Below are 24590 nucleotides of genomic sequence, written 5' to 3' on the forward strand. Positions count from 1 at the left end.
GTGCGCGGGCGAAGGGGGACAGCCCGCATGCGTCGCCGGGCTGCCCATCGGGGCAGCCGGCCCGCCGGACTTCTTCGTCCGGCGTGACGTCTCGTCGCCACGCATACGAACAGTCTAGGGAGGGGCCCTGTCTGGCAGCGTGGCGGGGGTGGCCAAGTGTCGCGGCTGACGCAAGAATGGAGCCGGCGCGTCCACGCATGCCCACGCCCCCGTCCGTCACCGCTGAAACGGAGCCCGCGAGATGTCGCTGCGCACCTCCTTCGAACCGTCCGAGCCGCAGCCTCCCGCCGACGGTGGCGTCACCGTCGGGCCGGGCCCGCGGACGGCGTATGCCAGCCCCGCGGGGCTCGGCTGCACCGGACGTTTCGCGGCCCGCTTCGCCTGGGACGCTCCCGGCGCCCACGAGGGAGTTCTCCTCGACGGCCCGTTCCCTGTGACCGGCGACAGCCGGCTCAGCTACTGCATCCTCCCCGAGGACGGCCCCGCGGGCGACCGTGACGCCACCACCTTCGTCAGCCTCGACCTCGTCCTCGACGACGGCAGCCGCCTGTCGACGCTGCACCCGCTGGATGTCCACGGCATCGCCCTCACCCCGACAGCCCAGGGCGAGGCACGCATCCTGCTGCCGCGGCAGTGGAACCTCGTCGAATGCGACCTCCCGGCCGCGCTGGCCGGGCGCGTCGTCACCTCCGTTGTCGTCCGTGCCGACGCGCGGACAGCCGGCACCGTGTGGATCGACGACGTCTCGCTGGCGCCGCGTCCCGTCGTGCCGACCGATCCGGTCGACCTCGTCGACACCCGCCGCGGCTCCAACTCCGGCTTCACCTTCTCCCGGGGCAACACGTTCCCCGCCACGGCCCTGCCCAACGCGGCGGTCTTCCTCTCCCCCGCCACCCGCCGTTCGCTGGACTGGTTCTACTGCTGGGCCGACCACAACACGCCGTCGGGGTACCCCGCGCTGGAGGGCCTGGTCCTCACCCACCAGCCGAGCCCGTGGATGGCCGACCGCAACCAGTTGCTCATCACCCCCACCTGGGGAGCCGCCGACAGCGGCCCCCACACCTTCCGACACGACAACGAGGACGCCGGCCCCCACCGCTACGCCGTCCGGCTCGACGGCGGCCTGCTCGTCGAGGCCGCCCCCAGCAGCCACGGCGCAGCGGTCCGCCTCACGCCGCCGGCGGGTGACGGCGTCCTGACCGTCACCCTCGACGTCGTCGACGGCGAGCTCGACCTGCGTCGCAGCGGCGACATCTGGGTCGGGTGGCTGGAGAACGGGTCGCGCCGCTCGATCGGCACCACGAGGCAGTACTTCGCCCTCTCGTTCGACCGGCCCGTCCGCCACGACGGCACCCGCTTCCTCGCCACCGACGGCGGGCCGATCACGCTGCGGATCGCCACCTCCCTCCTCGGGGTCGACCAGGCCGCGCACCATCTCGCCACCGGGCTCGGCGACACGCTCGACGACCTCGCCGTCACCGCCCGCGCCGCCTGGGCGGAACGGCTCGCCGTCCTGGAACTCGACGGCGCCACCCACGACGAGTGTGTCAGCGCCTACTCGAACCTCTACCGGCTGAACCTGTATCCGAACTTCACGAGCGAGACCGGCCCCGACGGCGTTGCCCGCTACGCCTCCCCCGTGCTGCCCCACGCCGGGCCCAGCGACGACGAGCACACCGGCGCCGTCGTCGTCGAGGGCGAGATGAGCGTCAACCACGGCTTCTGGGACACGTACCGGACGGCGTGGCCCGCCTACGCGTTGTGGTACCCGGACCTCGCGGCGCGCCTGGCCGACGGCTTCGTCGAGCAGTACCGCACCGGCGGCTGGATCGCGCGCTGGTCGTCGCCCGGCTACGCCGATGTGATGACCGGCACGAGCTCGGACGTCGCCTTCGCCGACCTCGACGCCAAGTCGATCCCCCTGGCCGACCGCCGCGGCACCTATCTCTCCGGTCTGCGCAACGCGACCGCCCGGCCCACGGAGGCCGGCGTCGGCCGCAAGGACCTGCGCTACGTCTACCTCGGCGGCCCGACGCCGGAGTGCCACGAGCCCGTCTCGTGGACGTTCGAGGGCGCGCTGAACGACCACGCGCTGGGCCTGATGGCCAGCCGCCTGCTGGCCGACGAGACCGATCCCGCAGCGGCGAGACGGCTCCGTGACGAGGCGCGCTACCTGCTCGTGCGCTCCGCGGGCTACAGCGCGCTCTACGACGCGTCGACGGGGTTCTTCCAGAGCCGCAACGAGGACGGCAGCTTCCGCTTCGGCGCCGCCGAGTACGACCCGCGGGTGTGGGGCTACGACTACACCGAAGCCAACGGCTGGACCTTCGGCTTTCCTGCCCCGCACGACCCGTCGGGTCTGGCGGGGCTCGTCGGTGGCCGTGCGGGGCTGTTGGCCAGGCTGGACGAGTTCTTCTCCACCGTCGAAGACGGCGACCTCAACGGCAGCTACCACGCCGACATGCACGAGATCATCGAGGCCGCACACACCCGCGCCGGCCAGTTCGACGTCAGCAACCAGCCCGCCCACCACATCCCGTTCCTGTACGGGTTCACCGACCAGCCCTGGAAGACCGGCGTCGTGACCCGTGACGCGCTGCGACGGCTGTTCCGCGGCTCCGCGCTCGGGCAGGGCTACCCCGGCGACGAGGACAACGGCGAGATGTCGGCCTGGTACCTGTTCGCGCTGAGCGGGCTGTACCCGCTGCAGGTAGGCACCTCCCGCTACGCGCTGAGCGCCCCGCACGTGCCGCTGACCCGCTGGCGGCTGCCGGGCGGCGACCTGGTGATCCGCGCCTACGGCGACGGCGACGTCATCCAGCGGGTCTCCGTCAACGGCGAGGACTGGCAGCGGAGCTGGATCGACCACGCCGACCTCGTCGGCGGCTGTGAGATCGCTGTCTGGCTAGGCACGACGCCGACCGGTTGGGCCTCTGAGGTCGGGGATTCGGCGCCGTCGCTGACCGGCTGGGGCGAGCGGCCGCGCCCCTGGCGCGACCTGAGCGGAACCGGGACCCTGTCCGGCACACCCTCGGCCCCTGCACTCGCGGCGCTCGTCGACGATGTCGGCGACACACCCGTGCCGCTGCACCCGGGTGACGAGGTGACCTGGACCATCGACGGACACGAGCGGGTCGAGGCCTACACCGTCACCCTCGCGGAGCCGACCGGCGACACCCCCCTCGCGTGGCGGGTGGAGACACGCGACCACGACGGTTCCTGGTGGGTCGCTGACCGGCGCTCTGACGAGTCGTTCGAGTGGCCGGGCCAGCTGAGGCCGTTCCTGCTGGATGAGCCGACGGCGACGACGGGGCTCCGGCTCATCGTCGAGGCAGGGTCGTTCAGCTGTCTGCAGCTGGAGGCACTGGGCCGCTGATCAGCGGGGCCCGACGACGCGATCTGCCAGGGCTGTGAGCCAGTCCGCCATCCCGTCAGGCCCGTCTGTCAGCACGTCGGCATGGGCGACGAGCACATCCTGTTCGTCGGAGCCGCTGACGACACGGCAGGTCACGCTCCCGTCCTCACGCAGCGCCGTCAGCTCGGCGAAGGCGGGGAGGTCGCCCAGGTCGTCGCCGCACATCGCGACCACCGTGGCGCTGGTCTCCTCGACCAGGGACCTGATCGCTTCCCCTTGGTGACGGCGGAGGCCCGGACCTCGAGCACGTTGCGGCCGGGCTCGAGCACCAGGCCGTGGCGTGCGGCTATCTCGCCGACCCCTGGCCGGAGCGCCTCGAATGCCGCTGTCGGGTCGGCTGCGCGCCGCGTGTGCACCCCGAGGGCAGCCCCCTTGTCCTCGAGACCGACCCCGGCCACACCGAACTCGGCGATCAGCGCCTCCAGCTCTGGCCGGGCCGCTGCGATGCCCTCCGGTGTCTCCCTGGCGGGGCCGTCCGCCTCGGCCGGGGAGTACCGCTCCGCCCCGTAGGCCCCCAGCACGATGAGCGATGCGAGCTCCGGCCGTTCGTCGAGGCGTGCCAGCCTGCGCACCGTGCCGACCGCGCGTCCGGTGATGATGGCGACGGCGCCCAGCACGCCGCAGAGGCGGCCCAGCGCGGCGGCGGAGGCCTCGTGCAGCCGTGAGTCCTCCGGGTCGGGCACGATCGCGGCCAGCGTGCCGTCGAAGTCGAGAGCCAGGAGTGCGCGTTCGGGGTGTGCGGCGGCCGCCTCGAAAAAGGCAGCGGAGTGGGGTGTCATGGCCTGCCAGGTCTGCATAGACTCCACTCTGCCAGCCTCCCTGGCTCCCCCGAGTCGGTAGTCTGACCGTGAACTGAGGAGAACGATATGTCTGAGAAGCCCCACTTCGTCGTGGTGGCCAACCGGCTCCCCGTCGACCGGATCGTCGCCGAGAACGGTGACGTGGCCTGGGGGACGTCCCCGGGTGGGCTCGTGACGGCGCTGGAGCCTGTCATGCGTAGTCAGGGAGGCGCCTGGGTCGGCTGGCACGGCGCGCCCGACGAGGAGGTCGCCCCCTTCGAGCACGACGGCTACGACGTCGTCCCCGTCCCGCTGAGCGCCCTGGAGGTCGAAGAGTACTACGAGGGTTTCTCGAACTCGACCCTGTGGCCGCTCTACCACGACACCGTCGCCTTCCCGGAGTTCCACCGCGAGTGGTGGGACGCGTACCGGACGGTGAACCGGCGCTTCGCCGAGACGACGGCGGAGCTCGCCGCCGAGGGCGCGACGGTGTGGGTGCAGGACTACCAACTGCAGCTGGTGCCGAAGATGCTGCGCGAGCTGAGGCCCGACCTGCGGATCGGCTTCTTCCTGCACATCCCCTTCCCTCCCACCGAGATCTTCTCCCAACTCCCGTGGCGCCGCGAGATCCTCGAGGGCCTGACAGGCGCCGACCTGGTCGGCCTACAGGTCTCCGGCGCGGCATCCAACTTCCTGCGCCTGGCCCGGACCTACCTGGGCCACCGGGTGGAGAAGGGCGCCGTCCACCTGCCCGACGGCCGCACGTGCCGGGCCCACGCCTATCCGATCGCGATCGACACCCAGGGCTTCGCCGACCTCGCCGCCTCCCCCGAGGTCATCGCGGAGGCGGAGGCGATGCTCGACGACCTCGGCCACCCGGATCTCCTGCTGCTAGGCGTCGACCGGCTGGACTACACGAAGGGTCTGCGGCAGCGGTTGCAGGCGCTGGGCGAGCTGTTCGCCGAGGGGCAGCTGGACCCGTCGAAGGTGGTGTTCCTGCAGGTGGCCACGCCGTCACGGGAGCGGGTCGAGGAGTATCGGAAGCTTCGCGACGACATCGACCTGCTCGTGGGCCGGATCAACTCCGAGTTCTCAGGCCTGCGCCGCTCCCCCATCGTCTACCGCCACGCCGGATTCCCCCGTCACACGATGGCGGCGATGTACCGCATCGCCGACGTGATGGTGGTCACCCCCCTGCGTGACGGGATGAATCTCGTGGCGAAGGAGTATGTGGCGTGCCGCCCGGACGACACGGGCGCGCTCGTCCTGAGCGAATTCGCCGGCGCGGCCAAGGAGCTCCGGCAGGCCTATCAGGTCAACCCGTATGACCTCAACGGCATGAAGGACGTCATCATGCAGGCGGCCACCGACTCGCCGAGCGCCAGCCGGCGCCGGATGCGGTCGCTGAAGCGGCAGGTGGCCGGCCACACCATCGACATGTGGGCCGATGCCTTCCTGGGCGACCTCGCAGGTCCCGACGCCTGACGACGGACCGCCGCGTCAGACAGCGCCCCGCAGCGAATCCAGGAGGCCGGAATCGCGCGCGACGCGCACCGCCTCCCGTCTGCTCCCGGCCTCCAGTTTCCGGTAGATGGACTTGAGGTGCTGTTTGACGGTGTTCTCCGACACGCTCATGGACTCGGCGATCTCGGCGTTGGAGCACATCGTCGGAAGGTAGAGGAGGACGGCGTGCTCGCGATCGGTCAACGCCCGGGGCCGCCAGTCCTCCGGCCGTTCGGCGGGCGACGAGGTCGCCAACGCCGTCACAATGAACTCGCTGTGCGTCCCCACGAGGTCCCTGTGCCGCCGCAGGCCCCGGACGAGCTGATGGTTCGGGAAGAGCAGGGGCAGCGCGGTGCGTTCCTCCGCGGCGAGATCGAGGGCCCGGGCGAGCGCCTCCACGGATGTCGCCTCGCGCCGTTGCTGGTCCTCCGCCAGCGACAGCAGCAGCCACGCCTCCGCGGCGCCCTCCTCCCTGGTCAGGGCATCTGCCAGCGTCTCCCGGACGCTGTCCGGCGAGCCGGACGCCAGCTGCAGGCGGGCCTTCGCCAACGTCACGGGGAGGGTGACCTGGGCCTCGGACGTCGCCTCGGCCAGGAGTGCGGCGGCGGTGTCGTGTTCCCGCCGTGCGATGGCGAGTCTGACCCGCAGCGCGGTCCACGAGTGGTGCAGGAATCCGTTGCCGCCCCGCCAGGCCAGGCTCTCACCCGTCCGTTCGAGGGCACGGCGGGTTCCTGGCAGGTCACCCACCGTCAGCAGCTGGCGGGCCGTCACGAGCCCAAGCAGGACCCTGGCAAGCGGGTTCAGAGCGGAGCCTGCCACAGCGACGCACCGTTGCCGGGCACCGAGCGCTCCGCTGAGGTCACCGCCGTCCAGCATGACGATGGCCCGGGCGAGCCAGGCCCACTGGGCCCACTGCGTCCGCTCCAATCCCTGTGCAGCCGCCCACGTCAGGGCGCTCGCCGCGCACTCCTCCGCCCTCAGGTTGGCTCCGTGCATGGCGTGGGCCACAGCCAGCAGGCCGCGGGCCTCGACCTCCAAGGTCCCCCCGCCATGCTGGGCCGCGGCGAACACCGAGGCCTCCGCCAGATGCCCGGTGGCCTTCTCCGGCTGCCCGGTCCACAGCTCGGCCACGCCGAGCAGGGCGACGGCGGGGCCGGGATCCCTGCCGCGCACGTCGTCTGACATGCGCAGCAGTTCTGCGGCCTGCCCCGAGAACCGGCGCAGTGCCGGACCGTCCCCGCGAAGGAATGCCTGGTCCGCCTCGATCAGGGCCATCAGCCCCGCCGCCGGCCGCCTCCGTGCCTCCGGAAGGTCCTCCAGCCCCCGTTGCCCCACCCGTAGGTACCCCTCGGTGTCGTCCAGGGCTCCTTCCCGATGCGCCAGCGCCGCGTGGGCCAGCGCCAGCTCGGGATGCGCGGCGATCCGCTCCAGCGGGATCCGCGCCAGGGCCTCCGCGACCGGCGAGGTTCCCGGTGCGCGCACCAGCGTCGTGGCGGGCCCCACGATCATGGCGCCGATGAGTTCCCAGTCCCCGGCGAGCATCGCCGGCCGGAGTGCCTCGTCCCAGTCGCCTCGCCGCGCATGCCACGTCGCTGCGCACCGCTGCAGGGCCTGCAGCTTCCGCGGCTCCTGGTCCTCCAACCTGCGCAGCAGCGGGAGGCGCACCAGGGGCTCGACCCGATACCAGGAGGAGTCGGGTGCCTCCCGGGACGCCAGCTGCGCGTCCTCGACCCGTTCGAGGAGGCAGGCGGCGTCGTCACGACCACTCATCGCCTCCGCCAGCCCCACCGTCAGGCGGTCAGCCACCGAGGTCGCGGTGAGGAAGTCGACGATCTCCGCGGCGAGTGGGGCGAGGACCTCGTCCTGCACGTAGCGGCGCGTGGAGTCGCCGGGTCGGCCGGACCAGGCCGGGTCGGTGTGGAGGTCGAGCGCAGCGAGTTCGACGGCAGCCGCCCACCCGCCGGTAGCGTCCAGCAGTCGCTCGATCTCGTCGGCCGGCTGCGGACGGCCGTGGTGGTGGAGCAGCGCGCCGGTCTCCGCGGCGCTGAAGCGGAGGTCCGGCAGGCCCACCTCCGCCAGTCGTCCCTCGACTCGGAGCCGGGAGTCGGAGATCTGCGGCACCGCCCGCGACACGAGGATGAACGCCACAGCCCGGGGCGGGCGGCGCAGCAGCTGGCCGAGCCAGGCCGATGTCGAGGCGCCGGTGAGACGGTCGGCGTCGTCGAGGACGATCGTGACCCCGCCTGCGGCGACGCAGACGTCCTGGAGGAAGCCGATGTCCGGCCCCCGGGGCGCCACCACGCTCCGCATCTGTGTCGGAAGCGCCACGCCCAACGCGGCCACGAGTGTGCGCCAGAACGGGCCGAGTTCGCGATCGGACTCGTCGGCCGACACCCAGACGACCGCTGTGTCCGGCTCAGCGGTGCGGGCCCAGTCCGCCACGGCCGTCGTCTTGCCCGTCCCGGCCGGGGCGTGGACCAGCGTGACCGGGGTGGCGACGTTGCGGGCCAGGATCTCGCTCAGACGGGGCCGGGGGCGGGCACCCGGAGTCGGGACCGGCGGGCGTAGCCGAGCCTCGTCATAGCGGGTGCCTCCAGGCACCTGTTCCCGATGCGTCATGGCCCTTCTCCCCTGCGGAACGTCCGGCGGGCCCCCAGCCCGCGCGTCCGTACCCCGGCGACTCCGCCGGTGCCTGAAGCCTAGGCACTTTCCGCATCCTCCGGCACTGCCCGGTGTAGGGATCTTCATCACCCTCCCCCCTCATTTCTGGGGGGGATCGCAAGTCGGGCCCGGATCGGGGCCCCACCACCCCCTTGTATTGTGCGGGTCAGGGCGGGTCTGTCCTCCCTTTCTCCGAAGGAGTTCCATGACCCCTGTCTCCGTCAGTCGCCGGACAGACCGGCAACTCGGGTGGCTCATCTCCCTCTGTGCCGTCGTCATGATCGGCGGCCGCATTCCCCTCATCCTCGAGCAGGTGCCCCTGTTCGCTCCGTGGTGGACGACGGCCGGCCTGTTCGCCGTCTCCCTCGTCGCCGTCTCGGCAGTGGGCGGATTGGTGCTCCCGCTGGCCGTGTTGCGCCCCTCTGGGGCGGGGCCTCCGCGCTGACGCTGGTCCTGTTGTGGTCGACTGCGCCCGCCTACACAGGCCCCGGCGACCCACCGGTCCCGTGGCTCTGGTCGCTCGAGCCTGTCACCGTCAGCCTCCCGATCCTCCTTGCACCCGTACCCATCGCTGTCGCGGGTGCGCTGGCCTCCGGCCTCTCCGTGGCCGCGTCGTCGATGCTGTTCCTGGGTCACGTACCCCACGACATCCTCGTGCTGACACCTCCGCACGTCAGCAACCTCGCCTTCCTCGTGATCTTCCTGGGCATGCGGATCCAGCTCACCCGGCTCCGCGAGGCGGAGGAGGCCGCGAGGCGGGCCGCCGAGGAGAGCACCCTGGCGCGGGCAACCGCTGACAGCCGGGAACGGTTGGGGGCACTCATCCACGACGAGGTGCTCGCCGTGCTGAATGCCGCGATGCTCTTCGACGGTCCCACGCCCGACGTTCTGCAAGCCGAGGCGGACACGGCCATCTCCGTCCTGCACCGGGAACCGGGCGCCGAACCGGCCGGGTACGGGCCCGCCGAGTCCGTCGCCCGACTGGCCGCGGCGGCGGCACGGACGTGGAGCGACTCCCGGGTGACCACGCTCGCCGACGGGGAAGGACCCATCCCCGCGGGGGTCGTCGCGGAGGTGGGGCACGCGATGGGCGAGGCGATCCGCAACGCACGGCGGCACTCGGGCGCTGACGACGTCGACGTCACCGTGTCGGCCATCGGCACCGGGCTGACGGTGCGCGTCGCCGACGCAGGCCGGGGCTTCGATCCCGCGACCGTCGCCGACTCCAGGCTCGGGCTGCGGCACAGCATCCAGCGGCGGATGGAGCTGATCGGCGGGACCGCCGATGTCGCGTCGGCCCCGGGGAATGGGACGGAGGTGGTGCTCCGATGGAGGACGTGACGTCGAGCGGCTCGGGGGCGGCCGGGCTGGCGACGAGGGCCGCGCGCTGGACCATCGCCCTGGCGTGGGCCATGGGACTGTGCAGCGGGCTGCTGTCGGGGTTCCTCTCCACGGGGACCCCCGTCGTCTGGCTCGGGTACGCGCTCGCCCTGCTCGGGACCTTCCTCCTGACGGATCCCAGGGACGCTCCCCTGACGCTGTGGCGGGCACTCGCCGTGGTCGCCTGCTCCGTGGCGATCGCCGTCATCGTCCTGGCTCAGCGACCGACCGGCGCCGTCTATCTGTTCGACTTCGCCTCCTTCCTGGTCGCCCTCCTGATCGCCCGCGGCAACGCGCGTCAGGGGGTGCTCGGCGGCGCGCTCATGGTGCTGGCGGCCGTGGCCTGGGGCTGGGCGACGGGCGCACAGCCCACCGCGGTGGCGGCGTTGGTCTCGCTGGCCGTGATGGCCCAGGTGCTGGGGCCGCTCTGGAGGCTCGTGCTGCGCTGGATCGTCGGCCGGGCCCGCGGCCATCGGTCAGCCTCCGCTGCCGCGGAGCGGATCACCCAGGCTGCCCTCCAGGCCGACCGCCTTCGCGTCATCGAACTGAACCAGGTGCGGGCCATGGCGGAGCCTGTCCTGCGGGAGATCGCCGCGGGGGTCCCGCTGACCGGCGAGTTGCGTCGTCGCATCGCCATCGTGGAGGGTGCGCTCCGTGACCGGCTGCGGGCACCCGCCTTCCAACAGCCCGTGCTCATCGACGCCGTCGCATCGCTGCGGGCCGACGACACCGACGTCACCGTCGTCTCGCCCACGACATGGACGTCATCGGCGTCGACCTCGCCGACGCCATCGCCGCGACGTTCACCGCGGGAGCGCGACGCGTCGTGCTGCGCGCCACCGTCCGCGGAGACAGGGTGCATGTGACACTGAGGCAGGACGACCGCTCGGACGACTTCTACACCGGTTCACCCATTCCGACAGATGTGAGGACGCCATGATCCGCATCGGCATCGTCGACGACCACCCGGCGATGGTCGTCGGCACGTCCACGATCATCAACCTGCAGAGCGACCTCCAGGTCGCGGCCACCGGACCCGATGTGCACTCGCTGCTGGAGCTGACCAGCCAGCTCGATCTTGTTCTGCTCGACCTTGTGCTGACCGACGGCTCAACACCCGCCCAGAATCTGCGGCGGCTGTCGGAACACGGTATCGCCGTCCTCGCCTACACCTCGGGGGAACGGGCCAGCCTGGTCCGCGCCGCCGTCCGGGCCGGCGCCATCGGGGTCCTCCGCAAGTCGGAGTCCCCGGAGACACTGCTGTCGGCGATCCGGGCCGCAGCCCGAGGGGAGACCGTCGCCACCGTCGAATGGGCGGCCGCCCTGGATGAGGATGTCTCGCTGCCGCGGGCCGCGCTCACGCCGCGCGAGGCCCAGGTGCTTGCCCTCTACGCGTCGGGAGCGACGGCGGAGACCGTCGCCGCCGAGCTGTTCATCTCGCGGAACACGGTGACCGACCATGTGCGCAACATCCGCGCGAAGTATGTCGGGCTCGGACGCGACGTCCGGTCGAAGACGGGCCTGTACAAGAGGGCCGTCGAGGACGGCTTCGTCGACTGACCGCCGGCCTCTCCGGGCAGGAGCAGGGCGCTCAGCTGCCGATCCGCGCGGCGATCAGGCCCGTCACGATGACGGAGGTGATCGTGACGGTGGCGAAGCCGGCGATGATCATCTTCGGCAGGATGGCTCCCTCGATGGCCGCCACCTCCTCGGGCGACTCGCCGGCCCCCTTGGCGGCCTCCTGCGACAGGATCATCGTGCCGGGGAAGCCGTACAGAGAGGTGAGCCCGATGGCGACCGACATCGGCACCGTGTAGCCCAGCAGCTTGCCGGTGAGAGCCGAGAACGACACGATCCCGAGCACACCCGCGGCGAAGGCGATCAGCAGCGGCACGGCGAGGGCCGCCACGTCGGCGGGTTCGACGGTGGCCAGGGGCCCGAACACGAGGATCATGATGGCCAGCATCATCAGGCCGTAGGAGTCGATGCCGGTCAGGATGCCCGGCTTGAAGATGCCGAGCGCGCGCAGGGCGATCCCGAAGATGAGGGCCACCACGAACGTGTTCAGAACCCCACCCGTGAGATTGTTGATGAGCAGCGAGAGCAGGACGACGATGCCGACCAGCAGCAGGGTGCCCGGTGTCGTGGTGAGGAACTCGGGCACCTTCGGCCCGGGCTTCGGCTCGCCGTCGGCCGGGGCCGCCGCCACGGGGCTTTCCAGCCGGCCGGCACGGTACTCGTCACGGAGCCTGGCCGCCTCCTTCCGGAGGATCAGTGACGTCAGCGGAAAGCCGATCAGGCCCCATGGCCTGCGACACGCCGTCATAGACGCCCTGCCTCCGGCCGCCTCCGAACACGAAGCCGGCCACGTAGAGCAGGATGCCGATGCCGACGACGGTCGCCACGCCGATGACGAGGACCTTCCACAGCCGCTTGAACTCGCTGATGCTGATCAGGGTTCCGAGGTGGACGATGATGAACCCGACGGCGACACCGCCGAGGGCGAGCAGCGACGAACTCGCCAGCAGGTCCTCGGGGAAGATGCCGCTGAGGAAGCCAATGAAGAAGATGATCGACGCGACGAAGAGCGACGACAGCAGCGACTTCGTCTTCTTCGCCACGAGGTCGCTGACCGTCCACACAGCCATGACGATGGCGAAGGCGAGCACTGAGTTCATGAGGTTCGGGTCCGGCTGGCGCCCACATCCTGCCGGTGAACGGTGGGGACGGCATCCCCGCAGAGGGTGGCACAGGAGGGCGCTCCGGCCGTCGCCGTCGCAGGCCGGACCCCCGCCGCCCCGGGATACCCCTCCGCGGGTGAGGCGCCCCAGCGGCAGGGGGTTCAGACTTCCGGCACGAGGGTCAGCGGTGCACCGCGGAGAGGATGGACATGACGGAGACTCGCAGCTGGATTCCACGGTCGCCACGGTTCTGGGTAGGGCTCGGCATCGCCGTCCTCGCCGTCGCCTTCATCCTCCAGAACCGTCACGACGCCGTCATCAACCTGCTCGCTGCGACGGTGAGTGCGCCGCTGTGGCTCGTGTTGTCGCTGGTGTTCGTGGCGGGCGGCGCCACCGGTTGGCTCGTCAAGCGTCGCAAGACGTGACCCGGAGCGCGGCGCCGCAGCGTCCCCCCGCTGCCCGCCGCACAGATCCGGCCGCGCGTTCGAGGGTGCGGGCCTGGGACACCCTGCGTCGCGAGAGCGTGTTCACCGCCTTCAACCTGAACATCATCGGCCTCAGCGCCATCCAGCTGCTGCTGCGGGACTGGTGGGGCGCCTTCATGACGATCCTGATGCTCGGCGTCTCGACAGGGATCCGGGTGACACAGGAACTCCTGGCCGCGCGCCGCATCCACACCTACCTCGCCGATGCCGAGCCCCGCTACACGGTGCAGCGCGATGGACAGAGCATGGCCGTCGCCCGGGACGAGGTGGTCCGGGGTGACGTCCTCATCGTCGGGCCGGGCGACCATCTGTTGGCGGATGGGATGTGGCTCGGCCCGAGGCCGGTGACGGTCGACGAGTCCCCCGTCACCGGCGCGGCGCCGATGCGGCAGGTCGCGCCCGGCGAGCGGCTCCTCGGCGGCAGTTACTGCGTGGCGGGACGCGGCGCGTACGTCGCGGAGGCCGTGGGCGACGACCGCCAGCTCGCCCGTCAGCACGCCGGCCTTCTTCGACGGCCACCGGTCGCCACGCCGCTGGAGCGGGTCGTGGCCCGGACCCTCCAGGTTCTGCTCGCCATCGTGGCGGTCTACGCCGCGGTGCTCCTGGCCGACTGGGCCAGGCTCGACATGGGGGCGACCGGCGACCTGCTCGTCGACGCCGCCCCGGTGATCTTCAGCATCGCGCCGACGGGCCTGTACCTGATGATCATCGTCACCTATATCACCGGGACCGCCGACCTGGCCAACCGCGGGGCGCTGGTGCGTAACGCCCGGTCTGTCGAGTCGCTCGCCGAGACCTCCGTGGTGTGTTTCACGGATCTCGGGATCCTCGCGGGGACCTCGCTCGAGCTCACTCCCGTGCCTCCCCCGGCCCACCTGGCGCCGCTGCCGGAGTCCACGGTGCGGCAGATGCTCGGCGACGCGGCCAGGAGCCTGAGCGCAGGCGGCCACCGTCTCGAGCGGGTCGCCTCGGCCTTCGAGGGAGAACGGCGCGGCCTCCGCGTGGAGGAGCCCCACCTGACGTCGCTCGGCTGGTCGGCCGTCGTCTTCGACGACCCCGACCTCGCAGGGATCTACGTCCTCGGCGAGGGGGACGTGCTCTCGCCGCACCTGGTCAACCCGCTCCCTGCGACGTTCGAGGCGGACGCCGACACCATCGTGCTGGCGTACCGGCCGGACGAGGTCGCGTTGCGTGACTCCGCCGGACGGCCCCTGCTTCCGTCCGGACTCATCGCCGTAGCGACCGTCCACCAGGCCAGGCGCCTGCGCCCTGAGGCGATGCAGGTGGTCCGTGGGCTCATCGCCGCCGGGATCCGCATCAAGGCGTTCTCCCCCGGCTCGCCGACGGAGACGCTGGAGATGCTGCACTCCGCAGGCCTGTCCGACGACGACGTCGCCTTCGTCGTCTCCAGGGGAGCCGTCTCCCGCGCCACCCTCGAGGCCAGGCCGCGCGAGGAGTGGGCCGGCCTCGCCCTCGACAACGCCCTCTTCGGCGGCCTGTCCCCCGAGCAGGTCGGCGAAGTCGTCCACCTGTTGCGGGCCTCTGGCGAGACGGTCGCCGTCATCGGTGACGGCGTCAGGGACCTGCCCGCGCTGAAGGCGGCGTCGCTGCCGATCGCGCAGCCGTCGAGCACACAGGCTGCCCTCGACGTGTCGAGCATCGTGCTGCTCAGCAGTGCGCCTGACGCGCTGCTGCAGGTGCTCGCCCGCGGCCAGTCGATCATCCGCAGCCTCGTGGACGTGCTGCGGCTCAACCTCACGATGGTGACCGCCTCGGCGTTTCTCATCGTCGCGGTGAGGTACCTCAGCCAGGGGTTCCCATACGTGTCGTCGCACGGCTCGGTCATCAACATAGCCACGGTCACGATCCCGTCGCTGGCGCTGTCGCTGGTTCCTCCGCCGCACTCCCGCCAGGTGTCGAGCGCCTCCTATTCGCGCATGCTGGCCCGGTTCGTGCTGCCGGCCGGATTGCTGCTGGGCCTGACCGCGTTGGCGGTGTACGTGATCGTGCTGGACGGCGCGGGGCGCTCGTCGGCGCAGCAGGCGGTCGCGTACACCCTGGTCTACGCGGGGCTGCTAGTCGGAGTGCTGACCAGGCGAACGCGGACGCAGGCGGGCGTCGCCGTCGCGATCGCCGCCGCCGTCACGCTGCTTCCCCTGCTGCCCTGGACGTCGGGCCGGTTCCGGATCACGTGGCTCCCGGAGTGGTGGCACTATCCGCTGGTCGTCGGTGCGGTGGTCGTCTGGCTGATCGTGCTGCAGGGGGTGTGGTGGCTGCTGCGACGCCTCGCCAGGAGACCAGCAGCGTCGGTCCCGTCTGGTCGCGCCACCTCACCCCCGCGCCACGAAGTTGAATCAGACGTATAATTCATGCATGAGTGATCTGATTCGAACGTCGCGAAAGCGCACCGGACTGACCGGGGCTCAGCTCGCTGATCGCCTCGGAATTTCCGTCGGTGCCGTCTCACGCATGGAGCGATCGGAACGCGCTGGCACCATCCAGGTCGACACGCTTCGCCGGGCGCTGGCCGCGATGGGGCATGACGTCCGGCTCGACGCTGCGCCCCATGATCCCTACGCGGCCTTCACACCGGCCAATGTCACTGATGCCATCAACCTGGCGCTTGACGAGGATCGCCCCGAGTACGCCCTCCGACTCCTGACCCAGGCAGCAGCAACGATCGCCGCCCATCCCGCGCGGTTCGATGACGATTCGCTGGCACGCCGGCCCTCCCAGATCGGGGACAACCGCTGGGAGCAACTCTTCAGGGCCACTATGAGCGACGCGATTCCCTCGGCACGACGGCCCGCCTGGGCAGAGCCCACACGACTCTCGAGGGCCTGGTACCCGTTCGGCCATTACCCCTCACTCAGGAACCGCGCCAAGGCGGCGACACCGGAACGGCTCAGGATTCTGAACATCATGATCGACCAGCGCTCTCTGAGCCGGGCATGATCGACGGGCTGAGACTGACGCCCGCACGGGCGCGGGCACTCATCGACGAACTCGAGGATCGACTCGCAGCGGCGGGAGTTCGCGCCACTATCCGTATCGCCGGCGGTGCCGCGATGGCTCTCCGTTTCCCGGATGATCCAGACCTCCGAGTCACGATGGACGTCGACGCGGTTTACGCCCCTCGGGCCGATGTGGACCGCGTGATCGCCGATATGGCCCGCGAACACGGGCTCCCAGGGGAATGGATGAACAGCGCGGGAGCCGCCTGGAACATCGTCAACGACACTGGCGCGACGATCAGCGTCGCGACACCCGAAGAACTCATCGCCATGAAGATGGCAGCAGGTCGCCCTCAGGATCTCGTGGATCTCAGAATCCTGGCCGACCACCTGGGCATCACCGACCCACGCAGGCTCGTCGAGCTGGCCTACGCAGGCTACGGCGACGACTCCGCTGCGCTCAGCGACCCACGAGAGTCCTACGAACTGTTCGCCCGTGACGTCCTGAGGCCTCGCAGGGGCAGATAGCCAGACCTGAGCGCGACCGCGGGCTGCGGACGGCGTCAGCACCTCTTCGAACCGCTGGGGCTGATTCCTTGTTGCCCGTATGTTGCACGGGTAAAGAAGTAAGCCGCCCCGACCAGGTGTTTGACCTAGTCAGAGCGGCTTTCGAGTGGCTCCCCGGACTGGACTCGAACCAGTAACCCTTCGATTAACAGTCGAATGCTCTGCCAATTGAGCTACCAGGGATCAGCGTTTCCGCCGAGTCAGGACTCTATCAGCGGTCCGCACGGGCCCGCAAATCGGAGATTCGGAACCTCCCGGGACCCCTCAGAGGTAGACCTGCTTCAGCCGTTCAGTCTCCGCGACGACCGCCTCGGCGGTCACGGGGTCGGTCAGATCGGCGTTGCCGGACGGCACCGCGTACCAGTGCAGCGTGTCATCGGCTCCCAGTCCCCTGCGCGCGATGATCTGCACCTGACCACGGGCGACGTCGATCACCGTGTACACCACGGTCGACGCCTCCACCCGTTCCTTGAACACGTCCGGGAAGCGGTTCGCCACCGCCACCTCCACCTCGTGGCGGGCGTCGTCGGTCGTGCGCCACCGAAACGATCCGCGCTCCGAGTTCCAGCCACCGCCGCCGACCTGTTCCCACGGCCAGACCGTCCAGACGCCGTCGCGACGCACGCACAGCTCGGTGCGGCAGGCCACCAGCAGTGCCTCGTCGGCGCCCTCCGCCTGGGCGAGTGCCTGCGGCTTCCGACCCAGCACCTCGGCGAGTTGGTCGAGGTCTGCAGGGGCGGGGCGTTTGATCCAGCGCATGGCCCCATTGTGCCCGTTGTGGAAAAGTGGTGTTGTCCGTCCTCCTGCTGTCCACAGGCCGCGTCCGGGGGCTGACTTCAGGCGCCGCCCGGCGGAGGGTGGCCCCATGGACACCGCACTCATCCGATTCCCGCCCCGCCGTCTCGGGGACGGCGACGACCTGGCAGCTGCCCGCGCAGTCGAGGCCGGCGTGTACGCCGCCCACCTCCTCGAACATTCCCGGGCTCCCGACCCGCGCCTGGAGCAGGTGGTCCGTGCCGGCGAGGAGGCTGCGCTCGCCCTCTGGGCCATCGGGCTGAGGATCGCCTGGAGCAGGGCGTGCGCGATCGCCACGCTCCGTCGCCTGCCTGCGGACGACCTGTTCCAGGACGCCTGCGTCGCGCTGGCGGAGGCGATCCGCCGGTTCGACCATGCCCGCGGCGTCCGCTTCACCACCTTCGCGTTCCAGGCCATCCAGCACTGCCTGCTCAGCGCCGGTCGGCACCGTCCCCTCTCGGCCACGCCCACACGGCGGGACCGTGAGGCCGCCGCTCAGCTCAGGGCCGAGCTGGAGCGCGACGCCGCTTCCTCCATCCGGAGCGCCGCGCGTCGGGCGGGGGTGAATACGGGGGCTGCGGCCCGCGGGTTGACCCGCATCGTCGACCTCACCGCCGTCGCCACGGCCGACCCGGCGGCCGCGCGCTCGTTCGAGCTGGCAGAGGAGGGCACCGACTTCCTGGAACTGCTGGCGCCGGAGCACCGGCAGGTGCTCGAACTTCGGCATGGGCTCCGGGGCGGCGGAACACGGACTCTCGTGCAGGTGGCGGTCGCCCTGCACATCTCGTCGTCGACGGCGGCGCGCTGGGAGGCGGCCGCCATCGCTGCGGCCCGGCAGATCCTCGACGCGGACAGGACGGCCGCGCCGCCCTGAGGTCAGTCGTGCAGGATCGCCAGCAGTTCCCGGCGCTGGCGCTCGAGCTCGGTGAGCTGGACGAACTGGGCGCGATGACTCGCGGCCTCCTCGATGGGATCGGTGCGCTGGATCCTGGACTTCAGGTCGCGCAGTTCCCTCCGGACCCTGTCGAGGCGCAGCTGTGAGGTGTGCTTCAACGCATAGCTCTCGTCGGCCTCCATCACCAGCGGCTCGACGAGCAGCGCCAGCAGCAACTGCTGCAACTGTTCACTCTGCGCGGCAGCCCGCAGCCGCTCGGTCCAGTCCTCTCCGAACGGGTTCGCGGCGATGAGTCCGAACACCGCCACGTAGCCCGGATGGGTGAAGTCGTCCGGGGTCGCCGAGTTCCAGGCCGCGTCGAACAGGAGCGGGTGCTGGAGCATCAGCTTCAGGGTGTCGCGTTCGGCCAGAAGCGCAGGGTCCGCAGGGTTGGGCATTCCCGCCGCGTCGCCTTCTGGCGGTTCAGGTCCGTCGAGCGGCTCGTGGTGTGGAGCGTTGGCTGCTTGGCGGCGGACAGAGGCACCCTCGCGGCGCACCTCTTCGATGTCCATGCCGAGCACGCCGGCGAGTTCCCGCATGTACTGGTCGACCAGCGACTTGTCGCGGATCGAACCGAGCAGCGCCACCGCCTCCCTGGCCGCGGCGAGGCGCCCTTCCGCCCGGTCGAGGTCGTAGCCCTTGGCGATGTTGGACATCACGAACCGGTACAGCGGAACGCGCCTGGCCACCAGTTCACGGAGGGCGGCCTCGCCGTGCTGCATCCGCAGGTCACACGGGTCGAGGCCCGTGGGCTCGATGGCCACGTAGGTCTGGCTGATGAAGTTCTGGTCGCCCTTGAACACCTTGAGGGCCGCCGCCTGGCCCGCCTTGTCGCCGTCGAAGGTGAAGATGACCTCGCCGTGGAGCCCGTCGGTGCGGCCCATGAGCCGCTGCAACAGCCGGGCATGGTCGTCACCGAAGGCGGTGCCGCAGGAGGCCACAGCGGTCTCGACACCGGCCAGATGCGCGGCCATGACGTCGGTGTAGCCCTCGACGATCACAGCCTGCGAACGGCGCCCGATCTCGCGACGGGCCAGATCCAGCCCGTAGAGCACCTGCGACTTCTTGTAGACGGGCGACTCCGGCGTGTTGAGGTACTTGGCGGGCATCCGGTCGTCGTCGTAGATGCGTCGCGCGCCGAACCCGAGGGTCGCCTGGGCCGAGTCACGGATCGGCCACAGGACCCGCCCGACGAAGAAGTCCCGGCCGCCGTCACGGCTCAGCCCGGCGGCCTTCAGCACCTCCTCGGAGAACCCCTTGCCCCGCAGCGTCTGCGTCAGGGCCCGGCCGTGACGCGGCGCGTAGCCGATGGAGAACCGCAGCGCGATGTCCCTGTCGAAGTCCCTTCCTGCGAGGAAGCGCCTGCCTTCGATGGCTTCAGGCGAATCCAGCTGGGCCGCGAAGAACTCCCGGGCCGCATCGTTGGCCTCGAGAATCTGTTTGCGGAGCCCCGGCTGCCGCGTCGTCCCGTCATCCTCGATCCGCAGCGTGATCGCGGCCCGGTCAGCGAGTACCTGCACCGCCTCGACGAACGACAGGTTCTGCTGGCGCTGGAGGAAGTCGATGACGTCGCCGCCCACCTGGCAGCCGAAGCAGTAGTAGAGGCCTCGCGCAGGGGTGACCTGAAAACTGGGGGTCTTCTCGTCGTGGAATGGGCACAGCCCTTTGAGCGCCCCACCACCCGCGTTGCGCAGCGCGACGTAGTCGCCGACGACGTCCTCGATCCGGCTGCGCTCACGGACGGAGGCGATGTCCTCTTCGTGGATCCGCCCTGCCATGACCCCGCAGTCTAGTAGCACTATCGTGAGGCCCGTGACGGTCGAACCCGGGTGGCAGTTGGCGGTGGCCCTCGCCGCCTTCGTGGTGCTCGGCGTTGCGGTGGCCCGCGCGGGCAGACTGCCGCTGGTCTCCGCCATCCCCTGGGCCGCCGTCCGCGCCGCCGTGCAGCTGGTGGCCGTGTCGCTCGTCGTCGGGTTGGCTCTGTCGCACCCGGCGTGGGCGTTCGGTTTCCTGACGGTGATGTTCACCATCGGGGTGGTGACGACGGCGCGGCGGACCGAGCTGAAAGGGCTCCGGCCGCGGCTCGCAGCCGCAGCGGCGATGGCCGCAGGTGCGGTGCCGGTGCTCCTCATCGTCTTCCTCAGCGGCGCGGCGCCGCTGAACGGTGCCGCCATCGTGCCGATCGGCAGCATCGTCGTCGGCAACATGATGACGGCGCACACGCTCGCGGCACGGCGCGCATTCGCCGAGTTGCGCGCACGGATCCCGGAATACGAGGCGTACCTGTCGCTGGGATTCACCAGGAACACCGCGGTGACGGCGATCGTCACGGAGACGCTGCACGAGGCGATCATCCCGGCTCTCGATCAGACGAGGACGGTCGGCCTGGTGACGTTGCCCGGCGCCTACATCGGGGTGCTGCTGGGCGGCGGGTCGCCGTGGGAGGCCGCCGCCGCACAGGTGCTCGTGCTGGTGGGGATCAACACCGGCCAGGCCTGCACCGCAGTCACAGCCAGGTGGCTGATGGCGCGGGGGCTCCTGCTGCCCCCGGATCTGCTGGAGCGGCTGCGTCCCTGAGCCGCGTCAGGCCCCGCGGCCGATGCCGGGCGGCAGGAGCCGCGGATCCCAGCCCAGCAGTTGCTGGGCCTGCTCGAAGGCGAACCGGTCGGTCATCCCGCCGACATACGTGACGGCGCCGCGCACCAGATCCTCGTGCCGGTACTCGGCCGGGAGCGCCTGCGACTGGCCGAGGTAGTAGGTGACCAGGTCCGTCAGGACCCGCACGACGGTCACGGACTGCGCCACCGACTCCTCGCGCGTGTAGATCCGCTCGTAGTTGAAGCGGCGCAGCTCGGCCAACGCCTCCGCGGTGCGCGCGTCCATACCGATGCGCCCCGTGTCGGCGGCGGTGGCGATCACGGCGTTGATGAAGGTGCGCAGTTGCTCCCGGCGGGTGGCCCCGGCCACCTCGCGGACCACCTCGGGCACGTCGTCGATCGCGACGATGCCGGCGGCGATGGCGTCCTCGAGGTCGTGGGCGCAGTAGGCGATCCGGTCGGCCCAGGAGACGATCTCTCCCTCGGGCGTCGACGGCGCGGGCCGCGACCAGGAGTGGTTGCGGATCCCGTCGAGCGTCTGCGCCGTCAGATTGAGGTCGGCCAGCACCACGTCGGCGCCCCACGGCCCGTGGTCGTATCCGTCGGCGATGAACTGGTCGAAGGCGTCCTCGGACGCGTGTCCGCCGGGCCCGTGCCCACAGTCGTGGCCGAGTGCGATCGCGTCGGTGAGGGTGACGTTGACGCCGATCCCCGGGCCATCGCGACGGCCGCCTGGGCGACCTCGAGCGCATGGGTCAGCCGGGTCCGTTGATGGTCGGTCGGGTAGACGACGACCTGCGTCTTGCCCGCCAGCCGACGGAACGCGGCCGAATGCACGATCCGGTCCCGGTCACGCTCGAAGCAGGTGCGGAAGAGGTCCGGTTCCTCGGGGCGGACCCGGTCCCCGGCGCCGTCGGCGAAGCTGGCCTCGGGTACATAGAGCCGGCGCTCGAGATCCTCGCGTTGCTCCCGGAGCCGGGGTTCGCGCGGCGACAGGGTCGCCGTCGAGTCGGAGTGGGCGGCGATCACGGCGGAGCCGTGGCCGCGCATGGTCGTCGCCCAGGCCCGGGCGCGTGGCAGCACAGAGTCGTTCATTCTGCCGCCAAGCTACCGCACCCGGGCGCGCGACCGGTCCAGGCCGGAGGTCAGCGCTCGTCGCGCGGCACCCACGGCGACAGCTCCGGCCCCGTGTACACCTGACGAGGCCGGTAGATCCTCTGCCTGGGGTTGTCGGTGACCTCCTTCCAGTGCGCGATCCAGCCGGGGGTCCGGCCGATCGCGAACATCACCGTGAACATGTCGACGGGAATGCCGATGGCGCGGAGGATGATGCCGGAGTAGAAGTCGACGTTGGGGTACAGCCGGCGCGACACGAAGTAGTCGTCGGCCAGCGCCACCTGCTCCAACTCCCGGGCGATGTCGAGCAGCGGGTCGGTGACGTGCATGGCGTCGAGGAGCCGGTCGGCGGCGTCCTTCAGGATCCTGGCGCGGGGATCGAAGTTGCGGTACACGCGGTGGCCGAAGCCCATCAGCTTGGCGCCGGACTTCCGGTCCTTCACCCGGGCCACGTAGTCGCGGGTCGTCATCGCGCCCTGCCGGATGCGCTCCAGCATCTCGATGACCTGCATGTTGGCGCCGCCGTGCAGGGGGCCCCACAGCGCGTTGACCCCGGCGGACACCGATGCGTACAGGTTTGCCCCCGACGAAGCGACCATCCGCACCGTCGACGTGGAGCAGTTCTGCTCGTGGTCGGCGTGGAGGACGAGGAACATGTTGAGCGCGTGCGCCTCCTCCGGCGTCGCCTCGTAGTCCCGGTAGGGCACGGAGAACATCATGTGGAGGAAGTTCTCCGCGTAGTTCAGGTCGTAGCGCGGGTAGATGATCGGCTGGCCGACGTGCGACTTGTAGGAGGCAGCCGCGATGGTGCGGGTCTTGGCGATCAGGCTGGCCGCGGCTTCCCGGAAGCCGTTCGCGTCCGTGAACTGGTGTTCCGGCAGGTCGTGGCTCTGCAGCGCGCTGATCATCGCCGACAAGATGCTCATGGGATGCGCGTTGGTCGGGAAGCCGTCGAAGTGCTTGCCCATGTCCTGGTGGAGTGCCGAGTTCTCGGTCAGCAGGCTGCGGAACTCGGCGCGCTCCTCCTCATCCGGCAGTTCGCCGAAGATGAGCAGTTCAGCCGTCTCGATGAAGCTCGAGTTCACTGCGAGGTCCTCGATCGGGACGCCCCGGTAGCGGAGGATGCCGTTTTCGCCGTCGATGAACGTGATGGCCGAGCTGCATGAACCCGTGTTGGCGTAGCCGTCGTCGAGCGTGATGAGCCCCGTACTGGAACGTAGCGCCGAGATGTCGACCGCCCGCTCCCCCTCAGTTCCGGTGACGATGGGCAGCTCATGGCTGACGCCGTCGATAATGATGGTTGCGGTCTCGGACATCTTCTCCCCGATCCGTCCCGCGCTCGCGGGACCATTCCGGAAATCCTGCCAGGCTGGCGGAGCGTGCCCGGATGCGGGGTCCGCTAGGAGCGGGATGGGACTGACGGCACGCTCCGGCCCACTAGGTTGGGGGCACGACGAGGAGGCCCCCATGCACGCACAGCATCCCGGCACGAACTGGGCCGGAAACATCGCCTACGGCGCCCGGACACTGTTCACACCGCGCAGCCTCGACGAGGTCGCCGACCTTGTTGCCCGCGAGCCCCGGCTGCGGGTGCTCGGCAGCCGGCATTCGTTCAACGGGCTCGCCGACACGGACGGGGTGCTCCTCTCGCTGGCAGCCCTGCCGCAGGAGCCGGTCGCGCTCATCGCCGACGACGTGGTCCGGGTGCCTGCGGCCGCCCGTCACGGCGACGTCGTGGCGGAGCTGGCCGACCTCGGGGTGGCGTTGCAGAATCTGGCGTCGCTGCCGCACATCTCCTTCGCCGGCGCCGTCGCGACAGGCACGCACGGTTCGGGCGACGGGATCGGCACGCTGAGCTCGCACGTCGAGGCGATCGACTTCCTGGGCGCCGACGGCGAACTGCACCGCATCGCCCGCGGCGACGCCGACTTCGAGGGCCACGTCGTACACCTGGGCGCGCTGGGGATCGTGGTGTCGCTGGACATCCGTGTCGTGCCCGCCTTCGATGTCGCGCAGACGGTCTACGAGGGCGTGACGTGGGATGCGGCCCTGGCCGAGTTCGACGCCCTGACCTCGTTGGGGGCCTCGGTCAGCTGCTTCACGACCTGGCGCGATGTCGAGCGCATCGACCAGGTGTGGGTGAAGTCGCGGGTTCCGGCCCCGGCCCCCGACCTGTCCGCGTTCGGCGGGCGCCCCGCGGACGGCCCGCGTCACCCGGTTCCTGGCATGGACCCGACACCCTGCACGCGGCAGGGAGGGGTCCCTGGCCCCTGGTACGACCGGCTTCCCCACTTCCGCCTCGGCTTCACCCCGTCGGCCAGCGCCGAGATCCAGTCCGAGTATCTGCTCGACCGGGCCGACCTGCCGGCCGCCATGGCTGCGCTGCGACGGATGGACCGCCGGATCGCGCGGCTGCTCCACGTCTCGGAGATCCGCACGATGGCCGCCGACGACCTGTGGCTGTCACCCGCCTACGGCCGCGACACCGTCGGTATCCATTTAACGTGGCGTGACGACGCGGCCGCCGTCGCCGCGCTGCTGCCGGACATCGAGGCGGCGCTGCCTGCGTCGGCGCGACCCCACTGGGGCAAGGTGTTCTCCATGGGCGCCGCCGAGGTCCACCGGCGGTACCCGCGGCTCGTCGAGTTCGCGGACCTGCGGCAGTCGCTCGATCCCGAACGGAAGTTCGTCAACGACTTCCTCGCGGGCCTGGGCCTCTGAGG

The 24590-nt window shown here is 70.7% G+C and carries 21 protein-coding genes, 1 tRNA gene and 1 pseudogene; 13 read left to right on the forward strand and 10 right to left on the reverse strand.

Annotated elements, in window-relative coordinates:
• Nucleotides 1-241 precede the first annotated feature (241 nt).
• Nucleotides 242-3376, forward strand: a complete 3135-nt coding sequence (locus H9L22_RS06385; protein WP_187722051.1) for a GH92 family glycosyl hydrolase — start codon at nucleotides 242-244, stop codon at nucleotides 3374-3376.
• Here the strand turns inward: H9L22_RS06385 and H9L22_RS06390 are convergent, their stop codons facing one another.
• Together H9L22_RS06390 and H9L22_RS06395 are read right to left on the reverse strand one after the other, a co-directional pair.
• Nucleotides 3377-3580: a trehalose-phosphatase gene (locus tag H9L22_RS06390; RefSeq protein ID WP_187722052.1), complete on the reverse strand. Its 204-nt coding sequence runs from the start codon at nucleotides 3578-3580 to the stop codon at nucleotides 3377-3379.
• Nucleotides 3535-4212 (reverse strand): trehalose-phosphatase, encoded by a 678-nt coding sequence (locus tag H9L22_RS06395; protein WP_187722053.1) that lies wholly within the window; start codon nucleotides 4210-4212, stop codon nucleotides 3535-3537. The genes H9L22_RS06390 and H9L22_RS06395 overlap by 46 nt, the downstream gene beginning before the upstream one ends.
• Nucleotides 4213-4281: 69 nt before the next feature.
• Here H9L22_RS06395 and H9L22_RS06400 point away from each other — a divergent pair, with 69 nt between their 5' ends.
• Nucleotides 4282-5679: an alpha,alpha-trehalose-phosphate synthase (UDP-forming) gene (locus tag H9L22_RS06400; protein ID WP_187722054.1), complete on the forward strand. Its 1398-nt coding sequence runs from the start codon at nucleotides 4282-4284 to the stop codon at nucleotides 5677-5679.
• A gap of 15 nt (nucleotides 5680-5694) precedes the next feature.
• Here H9L22_RS06400 and H9L22_RS06405 read toward each other — a convergent pair whose 3' ends face one another.
• Nucleotides 5695-8316 (reverse strand): LuxR C-terminal-related transcriptional regulator, encoded by a 2622-nt coding sequence (locus H9L22_RS06405; protein WP_187722055.1) that lies wholly within the window; start codon nucleotides 8314-8316, stop codon nucleotides 5695-5697.
• Between the two features lie 247 nt (nucleotides 8317-8563).
• Here H9L22_RS06405 and H9L22_RS06410 point away from each other — a divergent pair, with 247 nt between their 5' ends.
• The 4 genes from H9L22_RS06410 to H9L22_RS06425 all read left to right on the forward strand — a co-directional run bounded on the left by H9L22_RS06410 (nucleotide 8564) and on the right by H9L22_RS06425 (nucleotide 11298).
• On the forward strand, nucleotides 8564-8803 hold the full coding sequence (locus tag H9L22_RS06410) for a hypothetical protein (protein WP_187722056.1): 240 nt from the start codon (nucleotides 8564-8566) through the stop codon (nucleotides 8801-8803).
• 11 nt (nucleotides 8804-8814) lie between these two features.
• Nucleotides 8815-9699 carry a sensor histidine kinase gene (locus H9L22_RS06415; protein ID WP_187722057.1) on the forward strand — a complete coding sequence of 295 codons (885 nt, stop codon included), beginning with the start codon at nucleotides 8815-8817 and terminating at the stop codon, nucleotides 9697-9699.
• Complete coding sequence (locus H9L22_RS06420) at nucleotides 9687-10604, forward strand: hypothetical protein (RefSeq protein ID WP_187722058.1); 918 nt, start codon at nucleotides 9687-9689, stop codon at nucleotides 10602-10604. Before H9L22_RS06415 ends, H9L22_RS06420 begins: the two co-directional genes overlap by 13 nt.
• A 70-nt stretch (nucleotides 10605-10674) precedes the next feature.
• Entirely contained in the window at nucleotides 10675-11298 is a 624-nt protein-coding gene (locus H9L22_RS06425; RefSeq protein ID WP_187722059.1) for a response regulator transcription factor, read from the forward strand.
• A 31-nt stretch (nucleotides 11299-11329) separates the two neighbouring features.
• On the opposite strand, the gene H9L22_RS18670 is transcribed toward H9L22_RS06425, so the two are convergent.
• Together H9L22_RS18670 and H9L22_RS18675 are read right to left on the reverse strand one after the other, a co-directional pair.
• Nucleotides 11330-11947, reverse strand: a complete 618-nt coding sequence (locus tag H9L22_RS18670) for a hypothetical protein (protein ID WP_226966167.1) — start codon at nucleotides 11945-11947, stop codon at nucleotides 11330-11332.
• Nucleotides 11948-11978: 31 nt separating this feature from the next.
• On the reverse strand, nucleotides 11979-12416 hold the full coding sequence (locus H9L22_RS18675; RefSeq protein WP_226966168.1) for a hypothetical protein: 438 nt from the start codon (nucleotides 12414-12416) through the stop codon (nucleotides 11979-11981).
• 212 nt (nucleotides 12417-12628) lie between these two features.
• On the opposite strand from H9L22_RS18675, the gene H9L22_RS06435 reads away from it, so the two are divergent.
• From H9L22_RS06435 to H9L22_RS06450, 4 genes are read left to right on the forward strand one after another with little or no spacing between them, the layout of a single operon-like run.
• A complete protein-coding gene (locus H9L22_RS06435; protein WP_187722060.1) occupies nucleotides 12629-12844 on the forward strand; it encodes a lipopolysaccharide assembly protein LapA domain-containing protein in 216 nt (71 codons plus the stop codon).
• Nucleotides 12841-15270: a P-type ATPase gene (locus tag H9L22_RS06440; protein ID WP_187722061.1), complete on the forward strand. Its 2430-nt coding sequence runs from the start codon at nucleotides 12841-12843 to the stop codon at nucleotides 15268-15270. The genes H9L22_RS06435 and H9L22_RS06440 overlap by 4 nt, the downstream gene beginning before the upstream one ends.
• A gap of 7 nt (nucleotides 15271-15277) precedes the next feature.
• A complete protein-coding gene (locus tag H9L22_RS06445) occupies nucleotides 15278-15859 on the forward strand; it encodes a helix-turn-helix domain-containing protein (protein WP_187722062.1) in 582 nt (193 codons plus the stop codon).
• Nucleotides 15856-16386 (forward strand): nucleotidyl transferase AbiEii/AbiGii toxin family protein, encoded by a 531-nt coding sequence (locus H9L22_RS06450; protein WP_187722063.1) that lies wholly within the window; start codon nucleotides 15856-15858, stop codon nucleotides 16384-16386. Before H9L22_RS06445 ends, H9L22_RS06450 begins: the two co-directional genes overlap by 4 nt.
• Before the next feature lie 146 nt (nucleotides 16387-16532).
• Here H9L22_RS06450 and H9L22_RS06455 read toward each other — a convergent pair.
• Nucleotides 16533-16608, reverse strand: a tRNA-Asn gene (locus H9L22_RS06455).
• Nucleotides 16609-16689: 81 nt separating this feature from the next.
• Nucleotides 16690-17184, reverse strand: a complete 495-nt coding sequence (locus tag H9L22_RS06460; protein ID WP_187722064.1) for a hypothetical protein — start codon at nucleotides 17182-17184, stop codon at nucleotides 16690-16692.
• A gap of 106 nt (nucleotides 17185-17290) precedes the next feature.
• Here H9L22_RS06460 and H9L22_RS06465 point away from each other — a divergent pair, with 106 nt between their 5' ends.
• Nucleotides 17291-18094 carry a sigma-70 family RNA polymerase sigma factor gene (locus H9L22_RS06465; RefSeq protein ID WP_187722065.1) on the forward strand — a complete coding sequence of 268 codons (804 nt, stop codon included), beginning with the start codon at nucleotides 17291-17293 and terminating at the stop codon, nucleotides 18092-18094.
• 2 nt (nucleotides 18095-18096) lie between these two features.
• Here the strand turns inward: H9L22_RS06465 and dnaG are convergent, their stop codons facing one another.
• Nucleotides 18097-19932 (reverse strand): DNA primase, encoded by a 1836-nt coding sequence (dnaG, locus tag H9L22_RS06470; protein ID WP_187722066.1) that lies wholly within the window; start codon nucleotides 19930-19932, stop codon nucleotides 18097-18099.
• Between the two features lie 34 nt (nucleotides 19933-19966).
• Between dnaG and H9L22_RS06475 the strand changes: the two genes are divergently transcribed.
• A complete protein-coding gene (locus H9L22_RS06475) occupies nucleotides 19967-20731 on the forward strand; it encodes an ABC transporter permease (RefSeq protein ID WP_187722067.1) in 765 nt (254 codons plus the stop codon).
• A 6-nt stretch (nucleotides 20732-20737) separates the two neighbouring features.
• Here H9L22_RS06475 and H9L22_RS06480 read toward each other — a convergent pair.
• Nucleotides 20738-21801: pseudogene (locus H9L22_RS06480) on the reverse strand (HD domain-containing protein).
• Between the two features lie 95 nt (nucleotides 21802-21896).
• Nucleotides 21897-23183, reverse strand: a complete 1287-nt coding sequence (locus tag H9L22_RS06485; protein WP_187722068.1) for a citrate synthase — start codon at nucleotides 23181-23183, stop codon at nucleotides 21897-21899.
• A gap of 151 nt (nucleotides 23184-23334) precedes the next feature.
• On the opposite strand from H9L22_RS06485, the gene H9L22_RS06490 reads away from it, so the two are divergent.
• Nucleotides 23335-24588, forward strand: a complete 1254-nt coding sequence (locus H9L22_RS06490) for a D-arabinono-1,4-lactone oxidase (RefSeq protein WP_187722069.1) — start codon at nucleotides 23335-23337, stop codon at nucleotides 24586-24588.
• Nucleotides 24589-24590: the final 2 nt, after the last annotated feature.

Source organism: Tessaracoccus defluvii (assembly GCF_014489575.1).
Classification (GTDB): domain Bacteria; phylum Actinomycetota; class Actinomycetes; order Propionibacteriales; family Propionibacteriaceae; genus Arachnia; species Arachnia defluvii.